The following is a 26,511-nucleotide window of genomic DNA, read 5'->3' as shown; positions in this document are numbered from 1 at the left end:
ACAGTATTCAAGTTTTTACCTGAATTAAAGTTAACTAATTAAGATAAATAAAAAAGCGGCTGCCCCAATCAGGGTAGCCGCTTTTTATACTTTATACTTCTGGATTCTTAGTGTCTACAAGTGCAATGCTCACCAGCTATACCTTCGAAGCGGGTGTCCGTGCCTTCGTGCCAATCGAATGCGGTGGCGGTACGGCTGTTTTCCCACCAGAACTTGCCTTGCTGCTTATTATAGTTGCCCGTTTCAGCCATTGTAGCGGCATCGTACAGGCGACCATTTACCATCGTATACTTCACATGCTCCGAGTTCTGGATATTTTCCAGCGGGTTCTTGTCAAGTACGATCAGGTCAGCCAGTTTGCCAGCTTCAAGCGAGCCAATTTCTTTGCCCATGCCAATATACTCGGCACCGTTTAGTGTTGCGGCGCGAAGCGCTTCCAGGTTACTCAGGCCACCTTGCTGCAGCATCCATAGTTCCCAGTGCGCGCCTAAGCCTTGTAGCTGTCCGTGAGCACCCAGGTTCACTTTTACACCAGACTTAGCCAGTTTTGTAGTTGCTTCTGAAGTCAGGATGTGACCGTTCTGATACTCTTCGTCAGGTACTAAGGTAACGCGACGTGAGCGGCCATCCACTACAGAGCGCGGTGTGAATTTCAGCAGGCGCTCTTTGTCCCAGGCGTTAGTTTTCTGGTACCAGTAATACTCACCGGAGTTACCGCCATAGTTCACGATCAGAGTAGGAGTATAGCCAGTCTGTGAAGCTTTCCATACATCTACTACGTCTTTGTAAAGTGGCGCAACAGGTATGTTGTGCTCAATGCCAGAGTGGCCGTCTAGGATCATGCTCATGTTATGGAAGAACGTAGAACCACCTTCCGGTACCACCGTCATATCCAGTTCGCGGGCAGCCTGTATTACCTGCTGGCGCTGTTCACGGCGAGGCTGGTTATAGCTCTTCACCGAGAAACCACCAACCGCTTTAATACGACGCAGATGCGAACGGGCATCGTCCAGGTTATTGATTACGGCTTTAAAGTTGCCATCGGCACCGTAAAGTATAGTTCCCGTAGAGAAAATACGCGGACCAACCATAGCACCCGCTTTCACAGCTTCCGACTGGCTGAATACCATTTCTGTAGTGGATGAAGGGTCGTGGGTAGTGGTTACGCCATAAGCCAGGTTTGCAAAATATGACCACTGCTTCTGCGGGCTCATACCGTTACGGAATGTACCTAAGTGTGCGTGCACGTCCACAAAGCCAGGCATTATCGTTTTACCAGCAGCGTCTATTACTTTGGCATCTTTAGGTATAGCAACACCTTTACCAACAGCCACAATACGGTTGCCATCCACAACTATAGTTCCGCCTTCAATCACTTCGTCGCCTTTCATGGTAATGATGCGCGCATTCGTAAAAGCTACTTTACCTTCCGGAATATCTGTTTTCAGTGCAAGGCCAATCTTTGTACCGGTAGTATCAATAGCAGGCAGTTTCTCAGGAGCGCCTTCTACAAACGAGAAGCGGTTCTTGATGTCATTTGAGAAATACTCATCACCAAGTACCCAGTTCACTTTTTTGCTGTCGCCAGACCAATGGATGCTTGTACCGGCATCGCGGGTGAAGCGGGCAACCGGAACTGCTTTGGTTTCAGCGCTCAGGTCTAAACCAGAACCGTTGGTTGAGAATGGAGCCACATAGCCGTTAAACAACTCTATAAACGCGATCCACTTATTGTCCGGGCTTGGGTAGAACTGGTCAGTATACTTTGAAGTATAGTGCGTCTGCTCTTCTTTGCCCTGCAGGTTTACGCTCTTAAAGGCAGCTTTGTCACCGGCATAACCTGTAAAGAAAATGCGGTCAGAAGTAGCATTGAATAGCGGCGAAGATCCGTTTTTCTGAACCAAAGTTGGCTTATCGCCATCGGCCTCCATGTAGTAAATACCACGCTCATTGCCGTGCGCGTAGCCCATGTGGTTGTTACCGCCTTCTTTGTTGTAAACTATAAACTTACCATTTGGCGAGAATGATGCATTGGTATAGAAACCCTTCTCAGATGTAAGTTTAGTTGGTTTAGCGTTCTTCTTACGGATATCCAGCTTCATCAGGGCGCTGTAGTTATCGTCATTCCAGGTAGAGTAAACGATATACTTTCCGTCTGGCGAGAACGAAGGATAGAACTCAAAATCAGCGCTTTTGGTGATGCGCTCCGGCTTTCCGTTAGGTAATTCTTTTTTGTAGATATGACCGGCCGCGTTAAATACCAGGATCTTACCATCAGGAGATGTAACCGCGTGGCGAATAGCTTTAGCTGTAAACTCTTTTGGAGAAACACCGCCATTCTTGCTGAAATCGTGGCGCACTGCATCCGAAACATAATGCGTAGCAGTAGCCTCAAAAGGAATGTTGGTTACTTTCTGGTTCGCAACATCAATCTTATTGATCTTACCATTTGCCCAGTAAACGATGCTCTTGTTGTCTGGCGTCCAGGAGAAAGACGGGTACACACCGAAAATAGCCCATGATTCCTGCTGGTCTTTGCTCAGGTTATCCGTTAAAGGCCATTGCTCGCCTGTTTTCAGGTCCTGTACAAAAAGCACAGACTTGGTACGCACACGACGCACAAAAGCAATGTGTTTGCCATCTCTGGAAATAGTCGGGCGAACCGAGCCACCGTTACCGGTAACTATATTTTCGATCTCTCCTGTGTTACGATCCACTCTGCGGATAACATAAATCTGGCCGTTCGGGTCTTTGTTATACTCAAAGGTAGAGCCACCGCTCATGTCTTCAGAGTAATACACATACTTACCATCCGGTGATACAAATGGCTCGCCGGCATCCTGCTGGTCGTTTTTACGCTTGGTTAATTGTATACCTGCACCACCTGTGCGGTGGTACATCCACATTTCACCGGCACCCAACGAACGTGTATTGGTAAAGTGCTTGCGGGCAATCAGATACTGGCCATCCGGCGTCCAGACAGCGTTATTCAGTAAACGGAAATTCTCGGTAGTGATCTGTTTGGCATCGGAGCCGTCGCGCTTCATGATCCAGATGTTGTCGCCGCCACCTGCATCAGAAGTAAAGGAAATGAACTTGCCATCGGGGCTGAAACGGGGCTGCACTTCGTAAGGGCGGCCAGTGCGCAATAGCTTTGCTTTACCACCTGAAATTGGCATAATGTAGATGTCGCCAAGCATATCGAACACGATCTCTTTGCCATCCGGACTTACGTCCAGGCTCATCCAGGTGCCTTCGTCGGTGGTTACGGTAATTTCTTTCTCGGTTCCGTGGGCTGCGTCCACTTTCCATTTCTTGTCATCTTTTTTGTCTTGGGCAAATGCGGTGCTGCAAGGGAGAGCAAGCGCCGCCGCCAGGAACATACTCAGATAAGTACGTTTCTTCATGGTATTGATAAGCAGTTAGTTTAGTTAGTCTCCAAATCTAATGATTTTGAAGTATAAATTATAGCATTAGGAGGAGATGATGTTTAAACTGCTTTTAGCAGTAAGAAATGCGGGAATTGAGAAGTTTGTTTAAATGGAAGAAATGCACCAGTAGCGGGCAAAACAAACTGTAGAAATATAAATTTATACTTTACTCAACCTCAAAAGCGGCAGGTAATTTAAAAGATAGGGGCTTGTTACGGCTGTGTATTTGCTCGAGGTAATCATCCAGTTGCTCTTTATACTCCAGGTGATAATCCTCGTGCAGGTTTTTCTGGATGAGCTGGATGGTACGCAGCAACAGCCTTGCCGACGAAGTATAAAATACTTTGTAATAGCTATCGAACTGGCCGGTAAAGTTATCGAAGATCAGCCGCAGCAAGTATAAATGCAGCTCTACCTCGGCTTTCTGATCTTTGGTGATGCGCTTGAAACGGGCTATTTCTTTAATGGATTTACGCAACGCTTTTGCCAGGGCTTTGCTCAGGCTGCGGCCACTGGCATTGATCATCAGACTATGAATTGTATCTGCGCTTTTGTCGTATACCTCCTCCAGGGTGGTTTCTTCCAGCTCGTAAGAAAATAGGTCGTAAAGCTCAGCATCGCGCCGCACGGCCTTCAGGATGAGAGCTTCTTTTTCTTTTTCACTAAGCTTTTGAACAGCCTTCTTGAAGGCGGAAGAGGGAGCAGGCATCTTTTAGTCCGGTAAGTTCTGCAGGTCGAGCAGGTCTTGCTGACGGGCAGTGGTTTTTTTGTTTTGTTTCAGATCATCAAGGCTGATGAAATAAGCCATTGTATCGCCAAACGGCATAGACACTTTATTGTTCCAGCAAGTTTCAAATTCTACACCAGCTAAACCTGTTGCCAGGTCGATGCGGTTAGGCGGGTAACCCAGTTGTACAACAATTTCAGGCGTTACCAGATCTTCAGAGGTAACCTGGCCTTCTGTGTAGCCAAATTCCTTTAAAGCCTGCAACACTCTTGCTGCATTGTCTTTTGTAGGTTTTACCCAGATGTCGATGTCGCCGGTATAGCGTGGGTAACCATACACAGCTACTGCAAATCCGCCCGCAACCAGATACTCGGCATGGCAGGCGTTAAGAATTTTAATGAAATCCTGAAAATCGTTCGTCAGCTCCATTGGCACTAAAATACTGTACTGGCGGCGCAGATGTTGCAAAGCTGCCAAACGGGCAGTTGCCGGCTGCGCGAGCCAATAATTTAAATCGTTGTTGCTGTCCGACAATTGTTTTTTACTAACCGCTCTGCTTGCCGGTTGGGGCAGAGGGGTGCTGGCTTTTGTCATAATTACATGATCATGGAACAGGCCGGTTATGGCCTATAAGTAAGGCAGCAAAAAAATAAAGCGTGGCACCGTTTGTACGATGCCACGCTCAAAATTAAAAAGAATATCTCTTAAAATCAAAGAGCTGCGTCTTTCTCAGGCTTCAGGGTGTCGTCGAGGTACTGTGTAACTTTGCGCATCAGGTGCACGCGGTCTTTGCCTCTTACATTGTGTGGATGCCCCGGATAAACGAAATAATCCAACAATACGCCTTCGTCTACGGCCTTTTTTAAGAACGATAAACTGTGCTGCCAAACTACTACATCGTCTACAGTTCCGTGTATCATCAGGAGCTTGCCTTTCAGGTTCGGGATGTAGTTAAGCAGGTTTGCTTTTTCGTAGCCTTCCTTGTTTTGCTCCGGAGTATCCATGTAGCGCTCCGTGTACATAATTTCATAGTACTTCCAGTCGATAACCGGACCGCCGGCTACTCCAACTTTAAATGTTTCAGGCGAGTGTAGCATCAGGCTAGTAGTCATAAATCCTCCGAAGCTCCAGCCATGTATGCCCATGCGGTTAGCATCTACATATGGCAACGATTTCAGGTATTCAACACCTCGGAGCTGATCGGCCATTTCTACAGTACCCAGCTGGCGGAACGTAGCGTTTTCGAAAGCAAGGCCACGGCTGCCTGATCCGCGCGAGTCAATCGTGAAAACCACATATCCCTTTTGGGCCATCAGGTGCATCCAAAGGTTAGCACCAGCCAGCCAGCTATTATTTACCAGTTGCACATGCGGGCCGCCATACAAGTAAACTACTACCGGGTATTTTTTAGTTTTATCAAAATCCGGAGGCGTGATCATACGTGTGTAAAGATCGGTGCCATCTTCTGCCTTAATCGGGAATATGGTTGTTTCGCCCAGTTTGTAAGCCGTAAGCGGATCTTTTGCAGTCAGCAATGTCTGGCGGGTTTTGCCTTTTGTATCAACTACCCATATTTTACGTGGTGTTGCTTCGCTGCTGTAGTTATCTATAAAATAGTTGCCTGCCGGGCTAAGGCTGGCAGAGTGTGTACCGCTGCCTTGTGTAAGGCGTGTAGACTTTCCTTTATCAAGTGAAACCGCATAAACATGGCGCTCCAGTGGGCTTTCGGCAGTAGAAGTATAGTATAGCTCTTTGCCGTTTTTGCTGAAGCCAAGTATATCGGTTACCATCCAGTTGCCGCTTGTAAGCTGGCGTAATTGCTTGCCGTTAGTATCAAATAAGTATAAATGATCGAAGCCGCTGCGCTCGCTTACCCATACAAACTGGTTGTTTTTGCCCGGTACAAAGTATAAACCGTGCTCGGGTTCCACATACTTCTCATGCTTCTCTTCCAGAAGTGTTTTTACAAAATTACCGGTAGCAGCATCGTACTGATTCAGTTTCAGGTGGTTCTGGTCGCGGTTAAGTACGGCAATGTAGATCGACTTTTCGTCAGGGCTCCAGGTAATGTTTGTCAGGTACTGGTCGGCTGGTTCGCCTGTTTTCAGGAAAGTGGTTTTCTTTGAGTTCAGGTTATAAACGCCCACTGTTACATGGTGGCTTTTGCCGCCTGCCATCGGGTACTTAATGTTGTTTAGCTTAGCCGGAAGTGGGGTAACATCTACTAAAGGATAGTCGGTTACCATGGTCTGGTCCATGCGGTAAAAAGCCAGGCTGCTGCCATTTGGCGACCAGAAAGTACCTTTAGAGATACCGAACTCCGAGCGGTGAGCTGCCTGCCCGTTCACAATACCAGCGTTTGCCTCGTTGGTAACGGCTACATCGGGCGCACCTGCTGTAGAAATATAAAGGTTATTGCCTTTTGTGTAAGCCAGCCGTTGCAGCGTAGGGTCAAATTCTGTGTTCTCCGCCTCAGCTGCATAAGAAGTAACTGCCTGCGCTTTGCCGGCTTTTAAATCATACTTGTATACTTTGTTCTGGGCAGTAAATATAAATGTGCTGCCATCTACCCACTGCACTTGCGGAAAACCTTTCAGCACCTCGGCGCCTGCTGCCTGCAAAGCAGTATTTAATTTGGTAAGCGTAAGTATTTCCTGTTGCTTCGATGCTTTTGCATTGCCTCGCATCAGTATGGCTTCTTTGCCGTTTTGTTTCAGGTAAGAGAAATCGTCGGTGCCTTTTATCCAGTTTAGCTGGCGCAGGTTTTCAGGGTTCAGGGCCGGATTAATAATGGCATCTTCCATGGTCAGCATCTTGTCCTGGGCCTGTAGCTGCAGCGCAGCCGTTAACAGCAGGGCAAAAAGCGCAAACCGCTTAAAGTGATTTTGAAATTGCATGTTCACTAGTAAAGTAGGTGTGTGAAAGTATAGGTAATAAAATGCTAAGAAAGCAGGATTATACTTACAGAACAAAAATCAAACCGGAACATTCGGTTTTAAGGCTGTTGGCAGTGGTTTAAAGTATAATAGCCGGAATTAAGAGCAGGGTAATTTTGTTGTAAACTATACTTCAACATAAGGGTTTATGTACTGAAACACATTGTATATAGTTGAGTTTTATGTTCATAAAATCCTTTAAATTTCGTAATTTTGCACTATGAATATTGGAACTGAAATTTTACACCAAGAGGATGTACTGGTGCTGGAAGAGAGCACTGACCTGCGTAACCTGGTAGTATACAACGATGATGTGAATACATTCGATCACGTGATCGAAACACTCATAAAAGTATGCGGCCACACGGCTGAGCAGGCAGAGCAATGCACCCTGCTGATTCATTATAAAGGGCAATGCACGGTTAAAGTTGGTTCTTATGAAGAGCTGGCCGGTATGTGTACCGCCCTGCATGATAAAGACCTGTCTGCGGACGTACAGTAACGATAGGAGGTTAGATGAATTTTCCGTCGAAGCTGATTGAGAATGCCGTTGAAGAGCTGGCAAAACTGCCGGGTGTGGGTAGAAAAACTGCCCTGCGTTTGGCTTTGCACCTGCTCAAAGAAGAGTCAGAAGATACTTTTTTGCTGGCCGAAGCGCTTGTGAAAATGCGCACCGAAGTAAAGCATTGCAAGCAGTGCCATAACATTTCGGATACGGAAGTATGCAGCATTTGTACCAACCCCCTCCGCGACCGCAGCCTGTTGTGTGTTGTAAGTGATATCCGGGATGTTATTGCAATTGAAAATACAGCGCAGTACAAGGGCCTGTATCATGTACTAGGAGGTGTTATCTCACCTATTGAAGGCGTTGGCCCGTCAGACCTGCACATCGATTCGTTGCTGGAGCGCCTGCCAAACTCAGAAGTAAAAGAGATCATGCTGGCTATCAGCCCAACTATGGAAGGCGATACCACTGCATTTTACCTTACCCGTAAACTTCGCGACCAGCCTGTGCGAATCACTTCTATTGCAAGGGGCGTGCCTGTTGGCGGCGAATTGGAATATACCGATGAAATAACGCTGGGCCGCAGCATTGTAGAGCGAACAGCCTACGGCAAAAGCTAAAACAAAAGCGCCACAACTTGTTGTGGCGCTTTTGTTTTATGCCATTCTATACTTTCAAAAATCTGGTTTTAAATTAATTGATGTAAGAGCTTTCCCTGTTTTCTGTGAGAAGTCTGGGTGTATCCGGTGCCCATTAGGGTAGCCGAAGCAGCTCGGAAGCAGCTTCAGCTACACAGCGCCAAACGGTAAAACGAGCCCTCGCGCACTTGGAGCGCCCCAAAGCAAACTATTAAACTATAGGCGAATAAGAGTTAGGGATGAAGCTAATATTAAGAAACAAACGCTGATTTATACTTAACTCTCAATAACCAATTCCTGCTACATTGGAAAGTCTGTTGTATAATAAGTAACTTTGGCACCTAAATATCAAATCACATGCACGAGACTGAAGAGGTAAGCAGTATTTTATCAGACAGAATTGCTGCTTTGGCAGAGTCACAAACAATAGCAATGGCTAAAAAAGCGCGTGAATTAGCTGCGCAGGGCCATGATGTTATAAGTCTGAGCTTCGGAGAACCTGATTTCCAGACACCACAGTATATTAAAGATGCCGCCAAAAAAGCCATCGACGATGGATTTACTTTCTATACACCCGTAGCCGGTTACCCGGAGCTGCGCCAGGCAATTGCCGATAAATTCAAAAGAGACAATAACCTCGACTATAAACCAGAGAACATAGTAGTATCAACAGGAGCAAAGCAAAGTATAGCTAACGCTATTTTATGCCTTGTAAACCCTGGCGATGAAGTTGTTATTTTCTCGCCTTACTGGGTTTCTTACGAAGAGATCGTAAAACTGGCAGAAGGTGTGCCGGTACCGCTGATGGGCCGCCTGGAGAATGAGTATAAAGTTACCGCAGAGCAGTTAGAGAACGCTATTACCTCTAATACCAAAGTTGTTATGTTCTCGTCGCCTTGTAACCCTACCGGTTCGGTGTTTGGAGAAGATGAATTATATGCCCTGGCAAAAGTGCTGGAGAAATACCCGCAGGTGCACGTTATTGCCGATGAGATTTACGAATACATCAACTTTGAGGGCAAGCACGCCAGCATGGCCAGCTTCGATTTTATCAAAGACAGAGTAATTACCATTAATGGCTTTTCGAAAGGTTATGCCATGACGGGATGGCGTGTAGGTTACCTGGCGGCCAGCAAAGAGATTGCCACTGCCTGCGATAAAATGCAGAGCCAGATCACTTCAGCAACTTGTTCTATTGCCCAAAAAGCTGCCTATGCTGCATTGCAGGGCGGAACTGCATCGGCAGAAGAAATGCGGGAAGCATACCGACGTCGCCGTAACCTGGTATTGGGCCTGATGAGCGACATACCTGGTTTTAAGACAAATGTTCCGGCTGGTGCTTTTTATATTTTCCCGGATGTGAGCTACTACTTTGGTAAAACCTATAACGGCACAACTATAAACAGCGCTTTAGACCTGAGCATGTTCCTGTTAACCGATGCCTTAGTAGCAGTAGTGAGCGGAGAAGCCTTCGGGGCGCCACAGTGCATGCGTTTCTCGTATGCCACCTCCGACGAAAAACTTACAGAAGCGATGCACCGCATTAAACTTAGCCTAGAAAAGCTACAGTAATGAACCAGATTTCAAGTTTAGAAGATATTTTTGCCGCCTTCGATAAGCTTACAGTGCTTATAGTGGGCGATGTTATGATCGACTCCTATTTGTGGGGAAAATCGAACCGGATTTCACCTGAAGCACCTGTGCCGATTGTGAATGTGGTAAAAAGTGAAAAACGCCTGGGCGGCGCTGCCAACGTAGCCCTGAACGTACAGGCGCTGGGTGCCACACCATTGCTTTGCTCTGTTATTGGCGACGACCAGGATGGGGCAGATTTCCTGCGCCTGATGGAAGATAAGGAGTTGAAAACGGACGGCATTGTGCAGAGCCCGGAGCGCATCACAACAATAAAGCACCGCATTATTGCCGGAGCCCAACAGTTGCTTCGCGTTGATTCCGAAATAGAGCATAACCTGGCTGAGTATGAAGAGCGACATTTAGAGGAACGCTACCTGAAATTGCTGAATCAGGCCGATGTAGTAGTGTTTGAGGACTATGACAAAGGTGTTTTTTCAGAAGAGAACATTCAGCGTTTTATACAGCTTGCCAACGAGCGCAATATTCCGACTGTAGTAGATCCGAAGAAAAAGAATTTCCTGAGCTACGTAGGCTGTTCGCTGTTTAAGCCAAACCTGAAAGAGCTGAAAGAAGGCCTTAAGGTTGATTTTGCCGATGAAAACCTGCATGCTTTTGAAGAGGCTGTTGCTTCGTTGCAAAGCCGTTTGCAGGCAAAGCAAGTGTTGGTTACTTTATCAGAAAGGGGTGTTTTTATAGCCGAAGAACAGAAGCACACGTACATTGAGGCGCATCGCCGCGCTATAGCCGATGTTTCGGGTGCCGGCGACACAGTTATTAGTATAGCTGCGTTGTGTATGGCATTACAAACTACTATGCCATTTCTGGCTGGCCTGAGTAACCTGGGTGGCGGCCTGGTATGCGAGCAAGTGGGAGTAGTGCCGATTAACAAGCAAAAACTTTTTGAAGAAGCACAGCACATAAGACTATAAAACACCAATGAACACAGAATGGCTTAACAGGCACCTGTACGGCAGTAAATTAACAGCTTATGCCGCCATGCGCCGCACTACCTATGTGCTAACGCTGGTAGCGGTTGGTTTGCTGCTGTATGCGCATGGTGTAGTTGAGCGCCCCGAAACGCTGCGGCTGCTTTTTTATGCCATTGATGCCATACTGGCTGTTTTTGTGCTTATCTATTTTCTGCGCATACTTTATGCTTTCGAGCGTATAAAATTTCTGAGGCGTACCTGGTTCGAAGGTATACTGATGGCGCTCATCCTTATTAACCATGTGGGTACTTACCTGTTAGGAGTGCCTGTAGTATATAATGTTTTCGAAAGTATAGGAGTGGCGCTTTCAGTAGAATTTTACCGGGTAGCAGTATCGCTTTACATGCTGGTGCTGCTGGTAATTGAGCTGCTCGAAACAAAGATCCACCAGCGTTCCCTAAGTATAAAGCCTTCTTTTGCTTTTATATTAAGCTTTATAATACTTATTCTTTCAGGAGCAGGGCTTTTTATGCTACCCAAAATGACACACGCTCCGGAGGGTATGCGCTTCCTGGATGCCTTGTTCATGTCTACCAGTGCTTCTTGTGTAACGGGTCTGGCGGTAGTAGATGCTAGCACATACTTCACTTTTGGAGGGCAGGTTGTACTGTTGCTACTTATACAAATGGGTGGTTTGGGTATACTTACATTCGCAACTTTTTTCGTGTCGCTGATGCGGAGCGGAGTAGGAATAAGGCAGCACGTGGCCATGTATGAGTTGTTAGAGGGCGAGTCGCTTTACTCTACCAGGGGCTTGTTGCAAAAACTGGTTTACTTAACCTTTACCATAGAGGCAATAGGGGCTATAGCTGTTTTTATGACCTGGGGCCGCGATGCGCAGTTTGCTGACTTAGGAGCCAAGATTTTTTATTCTGTTTTCCACTCAGTTTCGGCGTTTTGCAACGCAGGTTTCTCGCTTTACCCGGAGGGCTTGTACACGTTGCCGGTTCGTCATTCTTACCTGTTGCACCTTGTTATCGCTTTCCTTATTATTTTTGGTGGTATAGGTTTTCCTACCATACTTGATGTGTTGTCGCCGGCTGCTATGCGCGAGCGGATGAATTCCCCCTGGAAAAACTGGAAACTGCTGTCGCGGGTAACTATTTATACTTCGGCAGCATTGATCGCGATAGGAACTATAGGTTTTTTCTTTCTGGAGTATAACAGAACGCTCACAGGCCTTAATTTCTCAGAATCTCTTATCACCTCATTTTTTCAGTCTGTAACTACCCGTACTGCTGGGTTTAATACAGTAGATATGTCTGGGCTGGCTGTGCCAACGATGCTGCTGATTATTGTACTGATGTTTATTGGAGCTTCGCCTGGTTCTACGGGTGGCGGTATCAAAACAACTACTTTTGTAGTTATACTGCTTTCTGTAATCACTACTATCCGGGGTAAAAAGCATTTGGAGATCGGGCGGCGCACAGTTCCGCAATCTGTAGCTTATAAAGCCTTTTCAGTTTTTGCTTTCGCAGCCATCATCAACCTTACCTGTATTTTTATACTTTCTATTACAGACCCACAATATGATATCATACGTCTGGCTTTTGAGCAGGTATCAGCTTTTGCTACAGTGGGCTTAAGTACAGGTATAACCGCTGGTATTTCGGATGTGGGTAAAGTTATACTTATACTATCGATGTACATTGGCAGAGTAGGTACCATTACGCTGGCGCTTGCCCTAAGTACCCGTGCCACTACAACAGATTACAAATATCCATCCACACACTTAGTAGTAGGGTAATATCGGGTTAAAGTATAAAGCAAAAATCCGGCTCTCGCTAAAGCAGAAAGTGCCGGATTTTTGCTTTTCTGTACTACAAAGGTTCCTACCTGTTTATCCCGAATGCAATAGAACCTGCCAGAAAAAAGTTATCCTTAACCAATTGGTTATCTTTTACATATATCTTGTTGTTGCTCTTCAGCCATCTTGCTTCTGCACGGCAAATTATACTTTTAGCCGGAGTGTAATCCAGGTTTACAGATGCTCCGCTGGTTTTAAAGCCTTCAGGCACGGCTATAATCACCCCGTTTTTATCGGAATAATATTCTGCCCTTGCTGCGGTTGCCCAGTTTTGATTAAGTTGATAACGCGCTATTACAACGGGGCTGTACCATAAATTATACGAGCTGCTGCCTTTATACTTCTGCTGTATTCCAATATCAAATCCGGTGGTTAAGGCAAAGTTTTTTGTAAGCTGAAACTTGCCATACAGGTTATTGAAGTAGCGCATCCTGCGGGTAGTATCCGGGTCGTCGGTGCCTGCAAAAGTGCTCCAGTTTAAGGTATAGGTATCGCCGTTGGTGTAGCTTACCTGTGTGCAATAAGAAAGGCGGGAGTTACCCTCCACACGTTTTATGCGTTGCCACCCATTGCAGATAATGGCAGAAAGGGCCCAGTTATCATTGGGAGTATAGGTTACTTTGGCTCCTGACAGAAAGTATGGAGAATTTTCGGCAAGTATAGAGCGTGTAAGTGTAGAGTTATCCATCGAGATAGCACTTTCAAAACCTATATGCGAACCGAAAATGCCAGCATCCAACCACAGATTTCCTTTAGTGTTTAAAGCTACACCTGCATTGGCCTCAAAAACATGTTGCAGCAGGTTGTCTTCAGCAGCATAATTATCGGAGGCGTAGGTTCCTGCCTGCAATGCAATGGCTCCCCTGTACTTTGTGTGCGTAATAGCAGCTCTTAAAAGGGCCAGGTTAAGGTTAAACTCGTTATGCCTGTTATGGTTGTAAAAGAAAGGCTGACGTGAGTTACCCGCTTGCTCGTTAAAATCATAGGCATAAAAAATGTCTGCAAACCCTGAGAATTTTACCTCAGGACTTGCAGACTGTATACTATCGGATTGAGCAAAAGCTCCAAAACAGCTTAAGAGTATTAGCAGCAGTACAAAAACTGCATTGTTTATACTTCGTTGGGCTTGTTGCTTTATCTCCAATCAGTTATGGTTTGAGGTTGCGAAGGTATAACTATGAGGCATTATTTACCGCACTTCCGTATTCCTTCACTGTCTGTACAAAGCATTTTACTTTCTCAGGATCAGTATCCGGGTAAACGCCGTGTCCAAGGTTGGCGATATGGCGTTGCGGTCCAAACTCCTGCAGCATCTTTTTGGTTTCTTTCTCGATCTTGTCGAAAGAGCTGTAAAGCAGGCATGGGTCCATGTTACCCTGCAAGGTTTTGTTAGGTCCAACCTGTGCTCTGGATGTACGGATATCCATATTCCAGTCTAAGCCGATGGTTTCGCAGTTCAGTTGACTGAAATCTTCCAGCGCAAAGAAAGCACCTTTAGCAAATACCGTTACCGGCACATTACGGATGGCGTTGCAGATCTCGCTGATGTATGGCAAAGAGAACTCGCGGTAATGGGCAGGCGAAAGTATACCAGCCCACGAATCAAATACCTGAATTAAGTTGGCGCCAGCTTCTACCTGGGCCTTTAAATAAGCTATAGTTGTATCCGTAATCATACGGAGCAACTGGTGCGCCAGCGTAGGGTTAGTATACAACATGCCACGTGCATGCGAGAACGTTTTAGAACCGCTGCCTTCTACCATGTAAGCAAGTATAGTCCAGGGAGCTCCGGCAAAACCGATTAAAGGAACACGACCATTCAAAGCTTTTTTAGTAACCTTAATAGCATCCAGCACATAATGCAGGTGCTCGTGTGGGTCGGCAACGATCAGGTTTTTAAGATCGGCTTCGGTACGGATGGTCTTCGGGAAAATAGGTCCACGCTTCTCGATCATCTCGTAAGTGCAGCCCATTGCCTCAGGCACTACCAGTATGTCAGAGAAAATAATGGCGGCATCAACACCCAGTATATCAACTGGTTGTATAGTTACCTCAGCGGCAAGCTCGGGCGTCTCCACCAGTTCTTTAAAACCACTCAGGCTTTCGCGTACAGCTCTGTATTCAGGTAAAATTCTGCCGGCCTGGCGCATCAGCCATACCGGGGTGCGCTCAACAGGTTCTCCTTTGGCAGCTCTTATAAGCAGGTCGTTCTTCAATTGCATGGTACAAAGATAAGCTAAATTGCCGATTGTCAGAAGTTGATTGTTATCATCAAAAGAGAGGATTTATACTTACCGCCCTGCAAAAAACAACGCATGTATAGCCGAAACTATAAAGTTAACCCCGATGGAAAGCACAATAAAACCCATGATGCGGGATAACGCAGACAAACCTGCTTTGCCCATATAGCGCGTAAGCTGGTGCGAGAAACGCAGAATAATATAAGAAACGGCTGCCAGCAGAACGATAGCCACAAGTATAAGCGCCATATCCATATAAGAAAGCGAGGTGGTATACATGGCTATACTTACCGCAATAGCACCGGGTCCGGAAAGCATCGGCATAGCCAACGGGGTAAACGAGATGTCTTCTTTCATCTGGCTTTCCTCCACTACATCCGAGGAAATTTTCTTTTTACTGGCTCCGGGCGTTAGCAATTCAAAACCGGCACGCATAATCATAAGGCCACCTGCAATGCGCAGGTCGTGGATGCGTATACCGAAAAAGTTAAGCACGTACTGCCCGGCCAGGAAAAATACTGCCAGTATGCCCACCATGTATAAGCAGGCCTTTAGGGCTTGCTGGTTACGTTGTGCTGGCGTATCGTCCTGGGTAAGCGTAAGAAATACCGGCATAGCGCCGAAAGGATTGACTACAGAAAATAAGGCAGAGAAAGTGGCAAGTATAATTTCCATTAATTTGGTGCGGTTTCAGGAAAAGTTAAGCTATCAATATAATACTTTGCGTATATAATTCAAAGCCTATCTAACGGCAGAAGCAGAATACTGTTGTAAGGTCGGGTAGGTTTAAGTATAATCCTTATTTTTGAGGAACAATCACCCAAAACACCCATCTATGAAAGGAGAAGTAAAGCTTGGTATACTTGGCGGCGGACAACTGGGACGCATGCTGATGCAGGCCGGGCTCGATTTTAACATCTATACGTTAGTTTTAGACCCCGACGAGAACGCACCGTGCAAGGACATCTGTAACGAGTTTTTTGTAGGCAGTTTCCGGGATTTCGATACGGTTTATGAGTTTGGTAAGCAGTGCGACATTCTTACAATAGAGATTGAGCACGTAAACGCCGATGCTTTAGAAAAACTGGAGCAGGAAGGTGTGAAAGTATACCCGGGTGCCAAAACAGTAAAAACCATTCAGGACAAAGGCCTTCAGAAAGAGTTCTTCCGTGAGCACAGCATCCCGACTTCAGATTTTAAGATACTGGCAGATAAAGCGGAGCTGGAGCAAAGTATAGATTTTCTGCCCGCCTTTCAGAAACTACGCCGCGAAGGGTACGATGGGAGAGGTGTAACCCGCATTGCCAGTGAAGCCGATTTTGGGAAAGGTTTTGAAGAGCCGAGTGTGCTGGAAAAGCTGGTAGATTTTGAGAAAGAGATATCGGTTATAGTTGCCCGTAACGCCAACGGCGAAGTAACAGCTTTCCCGGTAGTAGAATTGAGTTTCCACCCGGAACATAATCTGGTTGATTCGCTTTTCGCGCCAGCCAATGTTGCCTATAAACTACAGCGCCACGCCATAGAGATCGCAACGCGCGTTATTGAAGCCTTTGATATGGTAGGTATACTTGCCGTAGAAATGTTCCTGACCAAAGACGGGCTTATATTGGTGAATGAAGTAGCGCCTCGTCCGCATAACAGTGGCCACCATACTATAAAAGCAAACTACACATCGCAATACGAGCAGCACCTGCGGGCTATACTTAACCTGCCGTTGGGTTCTACCGAAATACAAAGCGCTGCCGTAATGCTGAACCTGCTGGGTGAACCCGGCTACGATGGTGAAGCGAAATATGAAGGTTTGCAGGAAGCATTAGCTGTGCCGGGTGTATACATTCACTTGTATGGTAAAAAGTATACCCGACCTGCCCGCAAAATGGGACACATTACCGTGCTGGGCCAAACTATAGAAGAAGCGCAGCAGCGTGCAGAGCAAATTAAAAACGTAATTAAAGTTAAAGCATAAACCATGGCCGAGCAAAACACAACACAAGCTTTAGTAGGTATCATTATGGGCAGCCAGTCAGACCTTAAGATAATGGATGCCGCTGCCGAAATTCTGGAAACGCTGGGCGTACCCTATGAACTAACTATAGTTTCGGCGCACCGCACGCCGCACCGCATGTTCGAGTACGCAGAGCAGGCCCGCAAAAAAGGTTTGAAGGTGATTATTGCAGGTGCCGGTGGAGCAGCGCACTTGCCAGGTATGGTGGCATCCTTAACCACACTTCCTGTAATTGGTGTGCCTGTTAAATCAAGTAACTCAATTGATGGCTGGGATTCCGTGTTATCTATACTTCAGATGCCAGGTGGCGTGCCCGTTGCTACAGTTGCTCTGGATGGCGCCTTAAATGCAGGTATACTTGCTGCTCAGATAATTGGCACTACCAATGCTGCCGTAGCTGACAGGCTGGAAAAGTATAAAACCGGCCTGAAAGATAAAGTAATGCGCTCTGTGGAGGAACTGAGAAGGGGTGACAGAGACCTGGATTAGAAACTTAAAAAAGAGAAAAGGCCGCAAATTTAAGTTGCGGCCTTTTCTCTTTTTTGCTTTGATTAGAAGAAAAAGCTTAGACCTAAGTTTGTGTTCTTTAAACTAAAGTCGGCTTCAAAACTCTTGGGTTGTTCTGCCCCTTCTTGTAAAGCGCTGCTATCCATACCATGCGTGTAGTTCAAAACATTTACCTTCAGTTCCAGACCAAGCCTTGGTTTGATAAAATACGCCAGACCTGGCGCCACATTTGCCTGAATGGCAGCAGAGCTGCTTTTCGTATTCAGGTAATCGTTAGCTGTTCCTGTCGGAGGAATGCTCCCATTATTATAGTAACTGGAATTGGACACACTTGCTTCCTTAGACTGATAGGCATAGCCCGTTCGGGCTTCTGCAAAAAGGAAAATCTTTTCATGAACAGGCTGGTAATAACGTACCTGAGGGCCCGCATATAAAGACCTGGATTTAGTTTCAGAGGCGCTGGTGCTGCTATAGTATCCACCGTTATAAGGTACGGACCTGTTTATTTCTGAATTCATGGATTCTTTACCATAAGCGACAAATAATCCTACTGACAACCTTTCGTTAATCAGGTAATTCACCGATGGGCTTATCTGAAAAGCTTTGGAATTCCCTGTTCCACTATTTTCCATCTTCAGGCCAAAGCCCGAGTTAATAAAAATAGATTTAGGCTGAATTTGGGCAGAGGCATGCAGTATAGTAAGCAAGCTGCCCGCTAAAAGTATAAGTTGTTTCATAAGTTTTGTATTAAGTAGCTGCTATATACTACAAATTATATTTAAAATTAACAAAACTATGCAAACGAGGGCAGAAGAATTTTGCTATAGTTAATTTAATGAATGAGTTTTAAGCTGAATTCGTCCGTTCAAACTGATTTTATTGTCCCGTGGAGATAAATTATACTTTGAAGACTTTAAAGCAAAAGAGGCAGCCTTGTTTTACCCTGGTTGCCTCTGGCTTTATCTATCAGCGCTAATTTTTAAGCCGAATATAATTTTTATCGTATATACAAAACTAGCTTATGTTTGAGGCTGTTAACAGCTGATCGCTTTACGTATATAAGTATAATTACTGAAACCAATCAGTAAATTATTAATCCCTGACCAATTTTTACTGCATGTATAAACATTTAATCCGTTGGATCTGTAGCCTGACCTTTGGTCTGATGCTAGTGCATATGATCGTGAGGTGTAAGATTATTTATAAAAGCTATGCTTATACTTTATCAAATCCTTCGCTGCTTGCTAATGTTTTTGTAGCCAGTTACAACGATGTAGTTTATGCCTTGGGCATTGGAACCATGGCAGTGCTGTTAGTATACTTTTTCAGAAACAGCCGAAAAATGCTCTACTTTTTAGGCTACGGATACCTTGCTTTGGTATTGCTCCATATCCTGATCGCCCTTGTAAATGTGAAGGCAGTAAGAATATTAGGCGTGCCTTTTAATTACCAGTGGCTTTACTATTCAGACTTTCTGGGCAATAACGATAGCAAAACCGCAATTCTGGCAAATGTTTCACTAAAGTTTTTTATGCAGTTGCTGGCTCTAAGTCTGGTTATGGGTATTACAGCAATTATGGTATACTATGGCTTAGGGCGCATCTTTACCATGTTCAGGTATAAGAAGTATGCATTTTATAGTATCACCGGTTTTGCCTTGCTTTATTTGGTGGCTGGTAAAGCTCAGTTGGCTAATGAGAAGTTAGCGGATGGCCTTACGGCAAATCCGGTGGTAGCTTTCATTTCATCCTGTGTTTCATCTATAGAAAGTAGTTCTAACCTGTTTACCATGGAGCTGCCCGCTGATTTTGAGCCTTTCCCAGGCGCAAATGAAATTGAGCAGAGCAAAGCAAGAACTAAATTACCAGCTGCGAAGAATGCCGGCATACAAAACCTGATCTTGTTTGTAATGGAGTCTGTGCCTGCAGAGTATGTGGCAGGCTATAACCCGAAGTATGATGTTACCCCAAATCTGAAGCGGTACTTAAATCAATCTATGCTGTTTTCAGATATCTACGCGCATATTCCTTCAACCCATAATGCACTTGTATCTATATTGGGGTCTTTATACCCTAAAATTTCATACGAATCTATCACGCAGGAGCACCCAGGTATAAATTGGCCAACTATAAGCTCAGAGTTACACAGCAAAGGGTACAGAACTGCTTTTTTCCAGGCATCAGATAATAAGTTTGCGCGCATGAATGAGTTCCTGGCTTTAAGGCAGTTTGATAAAGTGGCAGATTACCAGACTATACCTTGCAATAAAGCTGAATTTGATTCGCAATGGGAGTATCTGGATGGCGTAGATGAAGCATGTATGGTAGATGCGGCCCTGGAGTGGATACCTAAGCAAAAAGCAAATAAGCCTTTTTTTGCTACGCTCTGGACCATGCAGACACATTACCCATACTTTACCTCAGGGCCTGAAAAAGATTATGGAGTTGAGTATAAAGATCTTAACCGTTACCTGAATGCCCTGCAACACAGTGATGCCGTATTTGGGAAATTAATGGATGAACTGGAGCGCAGAGGGCTGGCAGCATCTACTTTGGTTGTAGTGGTAGGAGACCACGGCGAAGCTTTTGGCAAACATAATATGTACGGTCATGCCTCCGGGCTTTACGAGCAAAATTTACATGTACCTTTATTATTCATAAATCCTGTTTTATATAAAGGCCAGAAAAAGGCACAGATTGGAGGCCATATAGATATAGCTCCTACCATTATGGAAACATTGGGTTTTACGGCGCCTCAGGCCTGGCAAGGTACCAGTCTTTTCGACCCGGCACACAGCAACAGAGCTTACTTCCTGAATCCGTATTCAGATTACCTGTTTGGTTACCGCACCCAGGATTTAAAGGTTATTTTTAACGCTACCAGCAACACCACAGAAGTATATAACCTCCGGAAAGATAAGGATGAGAAGTATAACCTGGCTGGTGAAATACCTGATTTTGTAGAGTTAAGCCATAAACGCCTGGCGCGTTGGGTACAGTATCATCAGCAGGTGGTGCAGCAGGCGGTAGCACATTCGGGCAACAAGGACAGGAATTTACAAAAGCGGTACTAAAGCGTTACTAAACCGTTACTGGCTTTAATTTAAATATTCGTACGGTATAAGGTTGGCTTCTTTTTCAGCATAATCTCTCATTTTATTCTGATTAAGGCTAAGTATTTTAACAAAGTTGTTTTTCATAACACGGTGCTTCCTGAAAGTCCATAACCTGGCTGATACTTTCTTAAGCATTAGTGTGTTTATTTTAGCTTCTGTAGAGTTAATCGGGTGTTTAAACTTGTTAAGCAATAGTAGATATAGCTGCTTTATATTAGATAGAAAGAGGCGGAATAGTTTTAGGTAAAACTGAGAAGAACTTTTAACTCCGTAATTTAAAATAATAGAATAAGGTATAAGCACTTCAACGCATTGGATGCCTTCAGTAAAAAAGCGCTCATAATATTTCCATTCTATTCTTTCTTTGGGCATATAATGTTTAAAGCGCAATCTTGCGTCATACCAGATATCATAGTTAGCTAGTGCAATAGCATAGCAGAGTTCATAGTCCTCGCCTGAACTCAGGTTTTGGCCCACTCTCCCTGTTAGTAATGGTTTATATCCGGCATCAAGTATCTTAAGGAAAGCTGATTTCCTTAACACACATCCGGCACCATAAACAATGTTTCTTTTTACTTTGCCCGATGATGTTTCCTGCGGACCATTCCCAAACATAGTAAAAGCTGATGCCCAATCCGGGGGGAGTTTTTCATAGACTAGTTCGCCATGGCCGCCAAGTACCCCTATTCTAGGGTGCTGTATCATGAGGTCGAAAACTATACTTACGTAGTCCTGGTTTAACCAATTATCATCATCGCAGAACAGTACATATTCGTACCGTGCTCTTGCCAAGGCCAGCTCACGGGCATAAGTCAGGCCTTGCGTGGGTTGGTAAAGCAAAGAGAATGCTGTGTCAGAATTATACTTTCCCCACTCCCGCTGCACTACTTCTGATGTATTGTCAGTTGAGGCATTGTCTACTACTATAACTTCCCATGGAATAGTAGACCTGACGCGTTGCTGCGCAATGTGCCGGATGGTATCCGGAAGCAGATGCGCACCATTATACGTACAAACTACTATTGTAACACCTTTCTCCATAGAGTATGCAAGAAAATTTTAATATATACCTGTGTAATTTTCCAATAGAGCCATGGTTCTTTGTGCAGGTATAACACCTGTTTTACCTGTGTGTCAACTACCTGCTGGTCATGTAACTTTCGCCAAAGCTGATTGGCTATTTTCATGCAATGATGCGCGTAGTATCTTTTAGATTTCTGAAGTATAGTTTTTCGCTGGCTCTGCGGTAAATGACTTTGGATGAGTTCTATGGCCTGTGCAATATCTTTTATATGCTGGCCAGTACGGTATTTGTTTTCTGAAATAGAACTTGAATGCTTTCGGTAATCAGCTAACATAGCGGGGGTATAGGCTATGGGATAATGCTTTGCTATGCGTGCCCACATTTCCCAGTCTTCTCCATAGGTTATACCATAAAACCCTCCAAGTTTCTCAAATACTTCCCTCCTGATTGTAATGGCCACATATTGGGTGCGCTGGCGCTCAGCAATCTTCGGAAGCCAGTTGTTTAATATTCCTGGTTGCTTCATTTCCGAAGGCTGGCTATACACTTGCTGGCCGGTTTCATTTATGCAGTTATGCCTGCAGAATGCCGCTCCGGCTTCGGGATAATCCCGGAATAACTGGCTTATAGCTGAATAATAACCTGTTCTTACTTTGTCGTCACCGTGCAGTATATGGATCAGTTTGCCTTTTGCCCGGTTTATGCACGTTTCAAAGTTGCGTAGGCTACCTACATTTTCTGGCTGTCTGAAATACTTTACTCTGCTATTGCCGATGTGTTTTACTAATGCTTCTACGTCTGTATCTGTACTTGCATCATCAACAACTTCTATTTGCATATCTTTCTCCGGCATGGCCTGTGATAGTACACTATTTAAGGTTTCGGCTAAATAGTTTGCGCAATTATAAACCGGAATCATCACTGACCATAACGGCCTGTCTTTATCTTCAATAGATAACGGAAGTATATGGGGTGGGGAAGTTGGGATACGGTGCATTGTAAAATTCAAACAGAGGCCTGATTAGTGCTATACGGAAAGACGCCAAATAAAATAGACAGTTTTTATGTTATTTTAGTTAAAAATTAAATTATTTTAGTAATACTATTTAGGCCTAAATATCTAAATAATGAATTTACAATAAGTTAAATGGGTTATCAGTAAACTGTAAATAATGACTTCTATAGCTACCAAATTGGTTGGTTTATAACTGATCCTTTTAGCTGATTTTCTTTAGATTATTATACTTACTCATCTGAGGATAAAGGCATAGCAAATATAAATGCGTATTGTGGGCCTACCGACATTTGCTTACCAGCCACGTGAGGAGAGATTTTCTACTGAAGTGCCAGCAAACCATCATTGGCCCGCTATAGACACTCTTAATGCCCATTCTTACTTTAATTACATATCTCTTTGTTTTCTGGAACCTGATGGGGATTTGGAGCAGATTTGTACTTCCTGTGTTATTCTATTTATCTAGGTTAATGCTCTGTAATTTCTTCAGCGAGAGCTTTATCGGGTACCTCGAATACATTCAGAGAAATTGTGGCTTAGGCCTGATATTTTAGTAAGAAAGATAAACAAGTTGCCCGAACCTAAGGTGTGAGATGAATAATCTACAATTTAATTACAGATCTAATGCCTGTTTATCATCATTTTCACATAAATCTTAGCAGCTTTAACGCAAAGGCTATTATCTATATGCAATTTAAATATCTCCTTCAGGTTGGCTTTCACATATGCTTTGTTTTGAGAAGTGCGCCAAAGTAAGTTTGCCACTCCCATTCCATAATGGGCGAAATTCTTCTGAGCTTCCTTCCTGATTTCCTCTTGGTGCTCGGGTGGGATGTGGTTTTGGATGATGTTGATCAAGGCGGCAATATCTGCTAAATATTCGCCTGTTACAATTTTGGCAGCTGAGATAGAATTTGTATGCTTTCTGTATTCTGCTAAAACTTTCGGTGTATAAGCGACTGGAAAGTGTTTGGCAATACGTACCCACATTTCCCAGTCCTCTCCATAGGTTCTGCCATAAAATCCACCAAGTTTCTCGAATACTACCCTTTTAACCGTTATAGATACATACTGCAAACGCTGACATTTACCTATCCGAAGAAGCCAGTTGTCGAGTAAACCATTTTTTTGCATTTCAAGGAATCGGCTGATTCTTAATACCTTGCCATCTTCATCAATGATCTGATGCCTGCAAAAAGCCGCACCAGCTTCCGGATATTGCTTAAAAAGTTTTTCAATAGCGAGGTAATACCCTTCAACCACTCGATCGTCACCATGCAGGATATGGACCAAGTGACCTTGTGCCCGATTAATACAAGTTTCAAAATTGCGTAAGCTACCCACATTTACAGGCTGTCTGTAATACTTTATTCTGTCTTGCCCGATTCGCTTTACCAGTTCTTCCACATCTGCGTCAGAACTTGCATCATCCACTACCTCAATTTGCATGTATGCTGCAGGTATATTCTGTGCCATAACACTCTCCAACGTTTCTGCTAAAAATTGAGCGCAATTGTAAACCGGAATCATGACCGACCACATCGGGCGTTCAGCCGAAGGATCAAGCGGTTTAATAACTGGTGGGGAAGTTGGAATGCGTTCCATGAAAGATGTTGTAATAAAAGTTCTTCTGTTTGTTTATCGTAGCTTGCTGCTGTTCTTTATCTAATAATTGGCACAAAGTTAATTTCTGAATGTGCCTGGCGTCATCCTTTTCAGAGCGCTTTCAATATTTTTTTGAGTGTAGGCGGTGTATACTTCCGCCCCCAACTCCATAGTATGGCTTTTGTTTTCGCTACTATAAAAGTGTAAAGGAAAGTGGAATCATACTTTAATAGCATCTGAAAATCTCCTTTATTAAGCTTATTTGTTTTCTTAATTCGCTCGAAGAGTTCCTGTATATAATATGCTTCCCAAAACACCAAACCCTCCTCATATGCCTTTACCTCAGCAGCGTTAACGAGTTGATTCTTCTGGCGCTTTAAAGCCCGGTGTGCTGTGGTTAACATCAAATAAATGTTGCTTGATGTGTTTGAGCCATGCAAGCGATAAGCCGCAATGATGTGCTCATGATGCATCACCGGATGTTTTCTCGAAATTCTCAAGTATAAATCATAGTCCTCACAAGGTGTAATAGTTGTATCGTATAAAAAATCTTCAAAAACCCATCTCCTGTACATCACAGTGGAGGGCATCCCTATATAATTGCCTCTCAGCAAATGAATGTAATGATCAGTTTTTACTTCATTTACAACTGGTTGGACCCAACTACTTTCGGTATGAATTTTATGATGGCCACCGGAAACAAAAGCCAGTTGCTCGTTTCTTTTCAGTAAGCTGAGATTTATCGCTATTGCGTCCTTGTAGAGGTAATCGTCTGCGTCCAGAAATACCAGGTATTCCCCCGTACTGTGTCTTAAACCTATATTTCTTGCTACGGAAGGTCCTTGATTTTTTGTGTAAACATATTTTACCTCAGGGTACCGCTGCACTACCTCTTTTGTATTATCAGTTGAGCCGTCGTCCACGACTATGGTTTCGATTAAGGTATAAGTCTGCTTCCGGATGCTCTCAATGGCTTCACCTAAGTAAGCACCATGATTAAAGCTTGGAATTATAACGGATACCAAGAGCTGTGTTTCATGCTGTTTTGACATTTGTTTGTATGTTTAGTGTTGGCCGTCTCTTCCTGTTGGCCAGATAATACAGCATACCAGAGAGCACCCCACGGATTTCCGAACCCAGTGTTTTGCAACGGAAAGTATAATGTGGGAACCCCTTATACAATAACCTTCCATAATAACGAGGCATGTGCAGGAACAAACGCCGCCGGTACCCTGCCCGCTGGTTTTGGTCTTGCTGGATAAGGGCCGCTGCTGCAAACCCACGCATATAATTAAAAAGTTGTTTGTGCAGGGCAGTCAGTTCATGGCGGTGGCGATGAAATGCGATGGCTCTTGGGTTATACAGGATCGTATGGCCCTTTAGAAGTATTCTGTACCACATCTCAGAGTCTCCGCTACAGCCGGCAGCTCCCACATCGAGCAGTTCATCAAAATAACCTACTTCATCGAAGATGGATTTCCTGAAAGCCATATTAGCTCCCGCTCCAATTTCCCATACCGGAGGGCCTTTAGATAAATGCATATTAAAGTAATCCGTGTCATACGTTTTGTCAACATACCCGCGGTTAAAACTCCAATGTTTCTCAAAGATCATCTGGGCCTCCGTATGCAGTTCTGCCGCCAGCACCAAGCCGGTCATGGCAACTGCCGAAGTGTTTTGAAATGTTTGCCAAAGCCTGTAAATCCACAAAGGGTGTACCATCACGTCATCATCACAAAAAGCTATGATTTGACCTTTAGCGCTCGCTGCGCCTGTGTTGCGGGCAATATCCAGACCAGCTCTGGGCTCTTTCAAATAGGTAACATCTGCGAAGAGTTTCACAACATCTAAAGTAGATTCATCGGTGGGTGCATTGTCTACCACAATGATCTCCTCGGGAAGGCAACGTAATTTCGTGAGCAGCCCGAGACATTTGTGCAGATCGGATGCCCTGTTACGTGTGCATATTACAACAGAAACCGGTACTTTTTCAGGTATCTCTTTCACAGTCCAGCTTGAAAAGACACGTTCCATGTGCATTACAAATTGCTCGAATGGCCCTGTGATTAACAGCTGCTGCCAATGTCCATCTCCTTCAGGCACTGCTTTTGTATAATACTGTAAGGCAGGCTGAATCGTATCAATCAATTTAGTGTAAAACTCCTCATCTGTAAGCCGTGTGCCTGGATCCAGGTACAAATGGCCTAGTGCAATATCCTTCCACCATAACACGATATAGTTTCCTGTGTGCTTATCATGCGGCTGTGGCGGAAGTTGTTGTTCGTTCAGCTGAATGTGCGTGATCTGGTAGGGTGGGTATGCCTTCATGCGA

Annotated in this window: 21 protein-coding genes; 8 read left to right on the top strand and 13 right to left on the bottom strand. The window is 44.6% G+C overall.

Going from position 1 to position 26,511, the window contains the following annotated elements; translation table 11 throughout:
• Positions 1–107: 107 nt before the first annotated feature.
• From LWP20_RS07430 to LWP20_RS07415, 4 genes are all read right to left on the bottom strand, one after another.
• Positions 108–3,407 carry an amidohydrolase family protein gene (locus LWP20_RS07430; RefSeq protein WP_242927491.1) on the bottom strand — a complete coding sequence of 1,100 codons (3,300 nt, stop codon included), beginning with the start codon at positions 3,405–3,407 and terminating at the stop codon, positions 108–110.
• 190 nt (positions 3,408–3,597) lie between these two features.
• Entirely contained in the window at positions 3,598–4,140 is a 543-nt protein-coding gene (locus tag LWP20_RS07425; protein WP_242927490.1) for a hypothetical protein, read from the bottom strand.
• A 3-nt stretch (positions 4,141–4,143) separates the two neighbouring features.
• Positions 4,144–4,752: a nucleotidyltransferase family protein gene (locus LWP20_RS07420; protein WP_242927489.1), complete on the bottom strand. Its 609-nt coding sequence runs from the start codon at positions 4,750–4,752 to the stop codon at positions 4,144–4,146.
• Positions 4,753–4,868: 116 nt separating this feature from the next.
• Positions 4,869–7,055: a S9 family peptidase gene (locus tag LWP20_RS07415; protein WP_242927488.1), complete on the bottom strand. Its 2,187-nt coding sequence runs from the start codon at positions 7,053–7,055 to the stop codon at positions 4,869–4,871.
• Between the two features lie 259 nt (positions 7,056–7,314).
• On the opposite strand from LWP20_RS07415, the gene LWP20_RS07410 reads away from it, so the two are divergent.
• From LWP20_RS07410 to LWP20_RS07390, 5 genes are all read left to right on the top strand, one after another.
• Complete coding sequence (locus LWP20_RS07410) at positions 7,315–7,596, top strand: ATP-dependent Clp protease adaptor ClpS (protein ID WP_242927487.1); 282 nt, start codon at positions 7,315–7,317, stop codon at positions 7,594–7,596.
• Positions 7,597–7,610: 14 nt separating this feature from the next.
• Positions 7,611–8,219 carry a recombination mediator RecR gene (gene recR / locus LWP20_RS07405; RefSeq protein ID WP_242927486.1) on the top strand — a complete coding sequence of 203 codons (609 nt, stop codon included), beginning with the start codon at positions 7,611–7,613 and terminating at the stop codon, positions 8,217–8,219.
• Between the two features lie 375 nt (positions 8,220–8,594).
• Positions 8,595–9,809 (top strand): pyridoxal phosphate-dependent aminotransferase, encoded by a 1,215-nt coding sequence (locus tag LWP20_RS07400; RefSeq protein WP_242927485.1) that lies wholly within the window; start codon positions 8,595–8,597, stop codon positions 9,807–9,809.
• The gene (locus LWP20_RS07395) at positions 9,809–10,801 is read left to right on the top strand and encodes a bifunctional heptose 7-phosphate kinase/heptose 1-phosphate adenyltransferase (RefSeq protein WP_242927484.1); all 993 of its coding nucleotides are present in this window, start codon (positions 9,809–9,811) and stop codon (positions 10,799–10,801) included. Before LWP20_RS07400 ends, LWP20_RS07395 begins: the two co-directional genes overlap by 1 nt.
• Positions 10,802–10,808: 7 nt before the next feature.
• A complete protein-coding gene (locus tag LWP20_RS07390) occupies positions 10,809–12,608 on the top strand; it encodes a TrkH family potassium uptake protein (protein WP_242927483.1) in 1,800 nt (599 codons plus the stop codon).
• Between the two features lie 85 nt (positions 12,609–12,693).
• Here the strand turns inward: LWP20_RS07390 and LWP20_RS07385 are convergent, their stop codons facing one another.
• From LWP20_RS07385 to LWP20_RS07375, 3 genes are all read right to left on the bottom strand, one after another.
• Positions 12,694–13,812 (bottom strand): porin, encoded by a 1,119-nt coding sequence (locus LWP20_RS07385; RefSeq protein ID WP_242927482.1) that lies wholly within the window; start codon positions 13,810–13,812, stop codon positions 12,694–12,696.
• A gap of 31 nt (positions 13,813–13,843) precedes the next feature.
• Positions 13,844–14,890 carry a uroporphyrinogen decarboxylase gene (gene hemE, locus LWP20_RS07380; RefSeq protein ID WP_242927481.1) on the bottom strand — a complete coding sequence of 349 codons (1,047 nt, stop codon included), beginning with the start codon at positions 14,888–14,890 and terminating at the stop codon, positions 13,844–13,846.
• Between the two features lie 69 nt (positions 14,891–14,959).
• Positions 14,960–15,583 (bottom strand): MarC family NAAT transporter, encoded by a 624-nt coding sequence (locus tag LWP20_RS07375; protein WP_242927480.1) that lies wholly within the window; start codon positions 15,581–15,583, stop codon positions 14,960–14,962.
• 160 nt (positions 15,584–15,743) lie between these two features.
• Between LWP20_RS07375 and LWP20_RS07370 the strand changes: the two genes are divergently transcribed.
• Both LWP20_RS07370 and purE read left to right on the top strand, forming a co-directional pair.
• Positions 15,744–16,874: a 5-(carboxyamino)imidazole ribonucleotide synthase gene (locus LWP20_RS07370; RefSeq protein ID WP_242927479.1), complete on the top strand. Its 1,131-nt coding sequence runs from the start codon at positions 15,744–15,746 to the stop codon at positions 16,872–16,874.
• Positions 16,875–16,877: 3 nt separating this feature from the next.
• Entirely contained in the window at positions 16,878–17,402 is a 525-nt protein-coding gene (purE, locus tag LWP20_RS07365) for a 5-(carboxyamino)imidazole ribonucleotide mutase (RefSeq protein ID WP_242927478.1), read from the top strand.
• A gap of 62 nt (positions 17,403–17,464) precedes the next feature.
• Here purE and LWP20_RS07360 read toward each other — a convergent pair whose 3' ends face one another.
• Positions 17,465–18,157, bottom strand: coding sequence for a BT1926 family outer membrane beta-barrel protein (locus LWP20_RS07360; RefSeq protein WP_242927477.1), 693 nt, complete (start codon positions 18,155–18,157; stop codon positions 17,465–17,467).
• 380 nt (positions 18,158–18,537) lie between these two features.
• Here LWP20_RS07360 and LWP20_RS07355 point away from each other — a divergent pair, with 380 nt between their 5' ends.
• Complete coding sequence (locus tag LWP20_RS07355; RefSeq protein ID WP_242927476.1) at positions 18,538–20,493, top strand: LTA synthase family protein; 1,956 nt, start codon at positions 18,538–18,540, stop codon at positions 20,491–20,493.
• Positions 20,494–20,517: 24 nt separating this feature from the next.
• On the opposite strand, the gene LWP20_RS07350 is transcribed toward LWP20_RS07355, so the two are convergent.
• From LWP20_RS07350 to LWP20_RS07330, 5 genes are all read right to left on the bottom strand, one after another.
• Positions 20,518–21,576, bottom strand: coding sequence for a glycosyltransferase (locus tag LWP20_RS07350; protein WP_242927475.1), 1,059 nt, complete (start codon positions 21,574–21,576; stop codon positions 20,518–20,520).
• Positions 21,555–22,556 carry a glycosyltransferase family 2 protein gene (locus LWP20_RS07345; protein ID WP_242927474.1) on the bottom strand — a complete coding sequence of 334 codons (1,002 nt, stop codon included), beginning with the start codon at positions 22,554–22,556 and terminating at the stop codon, positions 21,555–21,557. Before LWP20_RS07345 ends, LWP20_RS07350 begins: the two co-directional genes overlap by 22 nt.
• Before the next feature lie 639 nt (positions 22,557–23,195).
• Complete coding sequence (locus LWP20_RS07340; protein WP_242927473.1) at positions 23,196–24,179, bottom strand: glycosyltransferase; 984 nt, start codon at positions 24,177–24,179, stop codon at positions 23,196–23,198.
• A 110-nt stretch (positions 24,180–24,289) separates the two neighbouring features.
• Positions 24,290–25,231 (bottom strand): glycosyltransferase family 2 protein, encoded by a 942-nt coding sequence (locus LWP20_RS07335; RefSeq protein WP_242927472.1) that lies wholly within the window; start codon positions 25,229–25,231, stop codon positions 24,290–24,292.
• Positions 25,215–26,507 carry a glycosyltransferase family 2 protein gene (locus LWP20_RS07330; protein WP_242927471.1) on the bottom strand — a complete coding sequence of 431 codons (1,293 nt, stop codon included), beginning with the start codon at positions 26,505–26,507 and terminating at the stop codon, positions 25,215–25,217. The genes LWP20_RS07335 and LWP20_RS07330 overlap by 17 nt, the downstream gene beginning before the upstream one ends.
• Positions 26,508–26,511 lie beyond the last annotated feature (4 nt).

It is taken from the genome of Pontibacter vulgaris, from assembly GCF_022758145.1.
Lineage (GTDB): Bacteria > Bacteroidota > Bacteroidia > Cytophagales > Hymenobacteraceae > Pontibacter > Pontibacter vulgaris.
Note: the sequence above shows the minus strand (reverse complement) of the source record. Positions and strands in the feature narration are given on the sequence as shown.